Here is an 8,404-nt window from a genome sequence, read left to right as displayed (position 1 = left end):
GGTTTGTCGAAACTTTGTTTAGTTTTCAAAGATCTACTCGCTGTCTTGCGACAACTACTATAGTTTAACATTCAACACTTTAATTGTCAAACATTTTTTTATTTTGTTATTCTCAAAAGTTTTCACCTTCCGTAAACAACAAATATCATTATACTAACCTAAGATGATTCCGTCAACATTTTTTGTAAAAAAAAGAAAAGTTTCACAACTTTTCTCTCCTTCATTCCTATTTAATTCGCGCCAAAAAGTAACGTTTCTTACCCTTCCGCACAATAACAAATTTTCCGTCGAAACTTTGACTTGGATCTAAAATATAGTCCATATCTTGAATTCTTTCACCGTTAATGTAAATAGCACCGTTTTTTAAATCTTCTCGCGCTTGACGACGTGATGGTTCAATCTTGGTTACATCTACTAACCATTCCACTAGGTTAGCGGGACTAGCATCAACTTCCACACTTGGCATTTTTTGGAAACCTTGTTCGATTTGGCTAGCAGTCAAATCTCCTACCTTTCCAGAAAAGAGAGCAGCTGAAATTTTCTCCGCTTCTTCTACTGCTGCCTGGCCGTGAACAAAGGCAGTTACTTCCTGCGCCAAACGTTTTTGAGCTTCACGCTTAAATGGTTCATTAGCTACCTTTTCTTCCAATTCCGCGATTTCTTCTTGAGATAAGAAAGTAAAGTACTTCAAGTATTTCACCACATCACGGTCATCTTGATTGTACCAGAATTGATAAAATTCGTAAGGGCTGGTCTTTTCTGGGTCAAGCCACACGGCCCCACCCGCTGATTTACCAAACTTAGTTCCGTCAGCTTTCAACATCAAAGGAATCGTTAAGGCATAAGCTTCCGCCTTGTTACCTTCTAATTTGTGGATTAAATCAATCCCCGCAGTAATGTTACCCCATTGGTCAGAACCACCAATTTGTAATTGAACATCATTGTGTTTCCAAAGATGGTGAAAGTCAACCCCTTGTAAAATTTGGTAAGTGAATTCGGTATAGGAAATCCCACTTTCCAAGCGGCTAGCAACCACATCTTTAGCCAACATGGTATTGATACTAAATAATTTCCCATAATCACGTAAAAAGTCTAACATACTTAATTGTGATAACCAATCATAATTGTTGACAATCGTAATGTTGTCTTCCCCAAAAAGCTTCTTCATTTGTGCTGTTAAAGCTGCTTCATTGTGGTGCACTTGTTCCATAGATTGAAGCACCCGTTCCGTTGAGCGACCAGAAGGATCCCCAATTGAACCCGTCCCGCCACCAATTAAAATATGGGCCCGGTGACCAGCTTCTTGGAAACGTTTCAACATCATAAAAGGAATTAAGTGTCCAATATGCAGGCTGTCCCCCGTAGGATCAGTCCCACAGTAAAGCCCGACTGACTTACTATCTAATAATTTACGCAAACCTTCTTCATCTGACATTTGGTTTAAAGCACCGCGCCAGGATAATTCATCGATAATGTTCATATAATCCTCCTTAAAACAAAAAGTCCCCTTGGTCCAGAACCAAAGGGACGAAAAAATTTCCGCGTTACCACCCAGATTGCTGTCATAAAGACAACCTGCTTTGTCATCGTTAACGAGATGAACCGTGTTGACTCCATAGTGTAATTCAACTACCTACTATATCTTGGTTCGCAGCTTCCACCAAGTCTCTGGAACATTGCGCAGGCACCTACTATGCTACTTCTCTGTCAATATCACCAATATAGCGAACTTCCCTGCCCTTGTCAATATTTAGGTCAGCTTATTTTGCAATTCTAAAAGCCAAGTTTGCAGTCGCGATAGGAATTCACCTGAAAATAAACTTTCCAGCTGTCCTTGCCACAACATCTTAACTTCTACCAATAGTAGACAAACTACAAAACCAAAAAATATATGTTCACTTAAGCTACTCGTTTTATACCGTAAAAATTTTCCCCCCAAGTGCCAAGGCTTTTTTTGTAATGGCCAAAAAAAGCGAATACCATCTCGAGAAAAGCCATCTTCCAAAAGATGTAAAAGATAGCCCCAAGCAAACCAAAAAGGAACATACGCTAGCGATGCTGCCAGATAAGTTTGCGCAAAAACATTTCCCATAATATAGATAATTGCCAGTGCCAACAGCGAATGTGTCGCGCCACGGTGACCAAAAGTTTTGTTGGTGACCCGACTAACAATCTTGGCTTTTTGGCCCACATAAGACCGGGGATGGTCAATATCAGGAAAAAGACTTCCTAAAACCACAGCGCCTAGGTTAATCATCGTCAACTCATCGGTCACAGACAACATGGGCACCGCAAAAGTCATGGAAGTTACTATATGCGTTTTATATTCCATCGCTTACTTTTCTTTCTATAAGTATTACTTCCATTGTAATACGAAAAGTGGAAACTGGCAAAACTAGGCTAATTGCGCCTTAATTTGACGCACCATTTCTAACTCTTCGTTAGTTGGTACTACCATAAATTTAAAAGTGGCATCCTCTGGTGAAATAATTCCCTCTTCAATGCTTTCATTTACTTGACTATCAATCTTTAGTCCTAAGAAAGACAATTTATCCGCTAAAGCCTGGCGTAGCCAAGGATTATTTTCACCAATTCCACCAGAAACCACCAAGGCATCCAAGCCACCTAATTCCGCCATGTAACTACCGACGTATTTCACAATGCGATTTACAAAAATGTCCAAGGCCAACTTAAATTGCGGATCAGCCTGGTTGGCTACAATATCACGCATATCATCAGACTTTTCCGTCAAACCTAATAAACCAGACCTACTGTTGAAAATGTCCAAGACTTCTGACGCGCTAAGATTAAGTTTTTCCATTAAGAAAGGTACTAGTGACGGATCTAAATCTCCCCCACGTGTTCCCATCGTTAAACCAGTTAACGGAGTAAATCCCATAGAAGTATCAAAAGCCCTGCCATCCTTGATAGCAGCTACCGATGATCCACTCCCCAAATGCAAAGTAATTAGCTTTAAGTCTTGAGCTGGCTTATTTAACAATTCAGCAGTACGTTTCAACAAATAAGTATGACTAATACCATGTTCCCCATAACGACGGATTTCATATTTCTTGGTATATTCGTAAGGAATACTAAAAATTGCATTCATCTCTGGTAAATCTGTGTAGAATTGACTATCAAAAACCGCATATTGTGGTGTTTGAGGCATGACACCTTGCATCAATTCAATATACTTAGCTTCCATCGGATTATGTAATGGCGCATGATCTTTTAAGGCTACAATTTCTGCTAACACGTCTTTCGTAACTAAAGTTGCGTGACGAAACTTCATCCCCCCGGCAACCACACGGTGACCAACAGCGGTAATTTCTTCTAATTGGGCAATCTTTAAGGTAGCCAATTTTTCAATGATTAACTGCGCAGCTTGCTCGTAACTTAAATTAGCAATCTCTTCCTTCATAGTTTGACCAGCAAATGTTACTGCAAAATTTGCCTTAGGTTGACCAATCCTTTCAACCAAGCCTTTGGCAATTACCGCTTCATTTCCTTGGGAAAATAGTTTCCATTTCACCGACGAACTCCCGGCGTTAAGCAAAAGTATCTTTGACATCTTTTTACCTCATCTATTCAATAATCTTTATCTATTATACCGTAACTCAATGACCATGACCGCTAAGGTATCCGCTTTATATTTACAGTAATATTACAAAAAACAATAAAAAGTAAACTTCTTGCCACCTATCTGTTATTTTTCTTCGTTATACTAGGTCCTGTAATTAAGTTTGTAAGATAAAACTTAGCAATGATAACTCTATAGATAACAACGAATTTTCCGGGGAGGAAATAAATTATATGAATTTAAAAAAAGTTATTGCATCATCAGTTGCACTTTCAGGAACTATCGCCGCTACAGGGATTGCCGCTAATGCCGACACAATTGTCGTACAAAACGGTGACACACTATCAAAGCTTGCCCACGAACACAACACCACAGTTGATGAAATCGTGAACGTTAACAAACTATCTAACCGCGACTTAATTTTCGTTGGTGACAAACTTGAAATCAATGATACTGACGGTAAAACAACTACTGCCGCACAAACAGCTACAACCACTACTAACAACCAACAAACAGCCACTGCCCCAGCCCAACAAGCAGCTCCAGTGCAACAACAAGGAACACAACCTGCTGTTACTTCTAGTGTAGCTGGTGGTGATGCTGCTGCTAAAGAATGGATTGCACAACGTGAATCAGGTGGTTCATACTCTGCAGCTAACGGCCAATACATTGGTCGTTACCAATTATCCGCTTCATACTTAAACGGCGATTACTCTCCAGCTAACCAAGAACGTGTAGCTGACCAATATGTCGCATCTCGTTACGGCTCATGGTCAAATGCCCAAGCATTCTGGCAATCACACGGTTGGTACTAAGATAAAAAACTGACAGAGACATAGCACGTATTCATTAATTTGGATGCGTGTTTTTTTATTTTATAACAAAAATTGTACTGTCAACTTTACGTCATCGGAAGTGAAATACGCTAAAACTCCCCTTTCTACCGTAACTAAACACAAAAAAGGACTAACTTTCGCTAGTCCCCACGCTTACGGTCAGGTAATCAGCCTAACCAATTGTGCATTAACTAATATTCGTAGTTTTAGTATAACACCAATTGTCTACATATGCTATAATTTTATTTGTGCATTAGGTCTAATCAACCAATAGTACTAGAAAGGAGGAAACTCCTTTGACGTTATTACTAATATTCGTAATTGTTCCATTTGGAACACTCAAAAAAGTGTTTAAGAAGTTACTAAAGTTTTTACTTGAGGACTAATTAAGTACTAGGGTGCTATCTTCGGATAGCGCTTTTTTGTATTCAAGCGAAGATTTTGCCAGAGACTTTTCTTTCGAGTTTGAAGATTGGTGGGCAAACCTTTTAGATCAAGATTAAGCCTACGAAACGGAGATAGAGTATGAAAACAGTTCAAGAACACCTAAAACAGGCGAATATTGATAACCTTATTAATGCATTTTATTACAAGTATCCAGCAAAACTAGACGATTTTGCTGACGATGTTACTATTGCTCAAGCCAAGAAATATAATTATGATTCCATGTATATGTTTATTGAAAACTTGAAGAAAACCCCAATTACACCTAACAATGATGATAAAACTTGGATTTTTTACGTCTATCACAATATAAACGACTACATGCCCGAACCTATATTCAATTTAACGCCTCTAAAGGAATTAAAAGAATTAGGTTCTCAAGCTTATAGTTACGCTTATGAATTTACTCCTCAAGCAGAAGTCTTAGGCTATTTTATTGCTGAAAACAAGCTTACCACCTACTATTTAGAGGATTTATTAGTTGAAATTCTTTACGAAATGTCTTTTTTCGGTCTAAAACAAGAAGAATTACCTGTAGAAAAAACAAAGTTAGATGAACAAATTAAAGAGTTTAAGGCTACGAATCCCAACCAGTTAAGCGTTGATGACTTTTTAGAAAATACAAAGCTTGACCACTTTACGGCTGAAGAAAAAGTATACGAAAAACAAGCATTTGACGCTAAGATGACGCTTGGTGAACTGTCCATGAAACGAGCTATCAAAGAAATATGTAAGAACAAGTAAGCGTATAATCATCAAATCCCCTCTTGACTTAGAGTGAACTCCAAGTTCTATATTATAGTTAGTTGTTGGAATCAAAGATTTATACTTTTTATTACCAATAATGTAAAATCTAATAAATTATGGGAGGCATTTTCTATGAAAACACTCGTTATTTATTTTTCCGAAACAGGAACGACCAAAAAATGCGCTCAAATAATTGCTGATGCTACTAACGCAGATTTGTACGAAATTAAAGCAAAAATTCCTTACACAAGTCAAGATAGAAATTGGCATGATAATGCGAGTCGCTGTAATCAAGAACAAGCCGATGATACCTGTCGACCAGCATTTGTCGGAAATCTACCTGACCTTTCCAAGTATGAACGTATTCTTATCGGGCACCCAACTTGGTGGGGAATTCCACCACGAATCATTCAAACGGTACTTGACCATTTAGATCTTACCACTAAAAATTTAGGAAGTTTTGCAACGTCTGGTGGCTCTACTTACCAAAAGGCACAACCGATTTTTGACAGCTACACAGCTAAAAAGCATATCACAGGTGAGGTCTTAAACTCCCCCGATGCTATCAACCGCTGGCTCAAAAAATTAAACTAATTAACAAAGTAACAGACCGATTTAATCAAAGATTGGAGACTTATTATGCTTCTTGAAAAAATTACCTCCCCCGAAGATGTTAAAAAATTATCACATGAAGAACTACAAACTTTAGCTGATGAAGCACGAAAAGCTTTGCTAGAAAAAACCAGTCGTCATGGTGGACATAACGGACCTAACTTTGGCGTTATTGAATTAACAATCGCTCTTCATTATGTTTTCAATTCACCTAAGGATAAGATTATTTTCGATGTATCACATCAATCTTATGTCCACAAAATGCTGACCGGTAGAGCCCAAGCCTTTTTAGACCTAGCCCACTACGATGACGTTTCAGGTTACACTAATCCCCATGAAAGTGAACATGATTTATTTTCAATTGGTCACACCTCAACGTTACTTGCACTCGCATCAGGTGTCGCCAAGGCACGTGATTTAAAAGCCGAAAATAGTAATATTGTAGCCGTAATTGGTGATGGCTCCATGTCTGGTGGGCTCGCTTACGAAGGACTTAACCAGATTGCAACCGAAGGCACTAATACTATCGTTATTTTAAATGATAATGAACAATCAATTGCTACTAACCCAACTGGTGGACTCTACACAGCTCTAAGAAAACTGCGTGAAAGCAAAGGCAGCGCCAATGATAACCTATTTAGAGCGCTAGGCTTTGATTACCACTACTTGGAAGATGGTAATGATTTAAAAAGTCTGATTAAACTTTTAGAAGAAGTTAAGGATACCGACCACCCTGTCTTCCTGCATCTTCATACCCAAAAAGGACATGGTGTGCCCTTTATGGAACAAAATCGCGAAGCTTTCCATGCCGGTGGTCCCTATAATCCCGAGACCGGAGCTTACCTCACCGGTAGTCAAGTTGGCGAAACTTATGATAGTATCACAACTGATCTGGTACTAGATAAAATCGCTAAAGATCCCACTGTGGTCGTTGTTAATGCGGGAACTCCAATGTTCATCTTTAATCAGGAACAACGGAAACAAGCGGGAAAGCAGTTCGTTGATGTTGGGATTGCTGAAGAGGAAGCTGCTACTATGACTGCTGGTTTAGCTAAAAACGGTGCTAAACCAATTTGGGTTGTTACTTCGACCTTTATGCAACGCGCCTACGATCAATTATCCCATGATATTGCACTTAACAACCAGGCCTCCACTATTTTAGTATACATGGCCTCTGCCAACGCTATGAATGATGAAAGTCACCTTGGTTTCTTTGATATTCCATTCTTATCGCATATTCCAAATATGGTCTACTTGGCGCCAACAAATAAGGAAGAACACCAAGCAATGTTGGACTGGGCAATTAACCAAAACCAACATCCCGTTGCTATTCGGGTCCCAGTGGGTCCCTTGGTCGAAACAGGTATCAAGGATACAACCGATTATAGCCAACTCAATAAGAACAGGGTAATTCAAAAAGGATCAAAAGTTGCATTATTTGGTTTAGGTAATTTCTTCCATCTTGCCGAACAAGTTGCCAAAGTTTTAAAAGCCGAACATAACATCACTGCAACGGTGGTCAACCCTCGCTTTATTACGGGACTTGATACTAAGCTTCTTGATAGTTTAACTACTGATCATAAAGTTCTTGTTACACTCGAAGATGGAATTCTTGAAGGTGGCTATGGACAAACTATTGCTAGTTACCTTGGTAATTCGGACTTAAAGGTTAAAAACTATGGTATCGACAAAGCCTTCCATGACCGCTATGATGCCACAGAATTATTAGTCGCCAATGGAATCACCGTAGAAAATATCGTAGCTCAAATCTTAAATGATTTGAAATAATGCTAAATGTCTCTTACTCAAACGAACAACCGTAATTAAATTAACTGCAAAAACGTTTAAAAAAATAATCCACCGCTAGAAATCAACGCTGATACAGCATTAATTTCTAGCGGTTTTTATAACTATTTTGTTTCAGGTAATATTTAACTTTTCTCTCAAATTGCAAATATAAGTTAGCCACTTTATCTCAAAAAGATACTTCTTGATTCTAAGAAGTAAGTGAAAGTACTTCATTGTACAAGTAAACAGATTCGGCAGAGTAACCACCTAAAAGCTTTCGTGGGTAGTCATTGATTGCATCTTCTACGAATTGAATGTAGTCATCAGTATATGATGAAATAGCAGTACTTTTATGGATAAATCGTCTAATAATACGAATTACATTCTCATTTGAACC

Annotated in this window: 7 protein-coding genes, 1 pseudogene and 1 other annotated feature; of the genes and pseudogenes, 4 read left to right on the top strand and 4 right to left on the bottom strand. The window is 38.5% G+C overall.

From position 1 onward, the window contains the following. Positions 1–226: 226 nt before the first annotated feature. The 3 genes from tyrS to FC36_RS08155 form a co-directional block, all read right to left on the bottom strand. Positions 227–1,480, bottom strand: coding sequence for a tyrosine--tRNA ligase (gene tyrS / locus FC36_RS08165; protein WP_023859532.1), 1,254 nt, complete (start codon positions 1,478–1,480; stop codon positions 227–229). 40 nt (positions 1,481–1,520) lie between these two features. After that, positions 1,521–1,714 (bottom strand) — a binding site (T-box leader). Positions 1,715–1,750: 36 nt separating this feature from the next. Further along, the gene (locus FC36_RS08160; RefSeq protein WP_056986831.1) at positions 1,751–2,332 is read right to left on the bottom strand and encodes a metal-dependent hydrolase; all 582 of its coding nucleotides are present in this window, start codon (positions 2,330–2,332) and stop codon (positions 1,751–1,753) included. 63 nt (positions 2,333–2,395) lie between these two features. Then, complete coding sequence (locus FC36_RS08155; protein ID WP_025021188.1) at positions 2,396–3,571, bottom strand: acetate/propionate family kinase; 1,176 nt, start codon at positions 3,569–3,571, stop codon at positions 2,396–2,398. A 242-nt stretch (positions 3,572–3,813) separates the two neighbouring features. On the opposite strand from FC36_RS08155, the gene apf reads away from it, so the two are divergent. From apf to FC36_RS08135, 4 genes are all read left to right on the top strand, one after another. Further along, positions 3,814–4,395, top strand: a complete 582-nt coding sequence (apf, locus tag FC36_RS08150) for an aggregation-promoting factor (RefSeq protein WP_025021187.1) — start codon at positions 3,814–3,816, stop codon at positions 4,393–4,395. Positions 4,396–4,941: 546 nt separating this feature from the next. After that, entirely contained in the window at positions 4,942–5,604 is a 663-nt protein-coding gene (locus FC36_RS08145; RefSeq protein ID WP_025021186.1) for a DUF6557 family protein, read from the top strand. Positions 5,605–5,739: 135 nt separating this feature from the next. After that, positions 5,740–6,201, top strand: a complete 462-nt coding sequence (locus FC36_RS08140; protein WP_025021185.1) for a flavodoxin — start codon at positions 5,740–5,742, stop codon at positions 6,199–6,201. Positions 6,202–6,246: 45 nt separating this feature from the next. Next, on the top strand, positions 6,247–8,007 hold the full coding sequence (locus FC36_RS08135) for a 1-deoxy-D-xylulose-5-phosphate synthase (RefSeq protein ID WP_025021184.1): 1,761 nt from the start codon (positions 6,247–6,249) through the stop codon (positions 8,005–8,007). Positions 8,008–8,215: 208 nt separating this feature from the next. Here FC36_RS08135 and FC36_RS12210 read toward each other — a convergent pair. Further along, positions 8,216–8,404: pseudogene (locus FC36_RS12210) on the bottom strand (IS30 family transposase); the annotation flags it as partial.

Source organism: Ligilactobacillus equi DSM 15833 = JCM 10991, from assembly GCF_001435735.1.
Taxonomy (GTDB): Bacteria; Bacillota; Bacilli; order Lactobacillales; family Lactobacillaceae; genus Ligilactobacillus; species Ligilactobacillus equi.
Note: the sequence above shows the minus strand (reverse complement) of the source record. Positions and strands in the feature narration are given on the sequence as shown.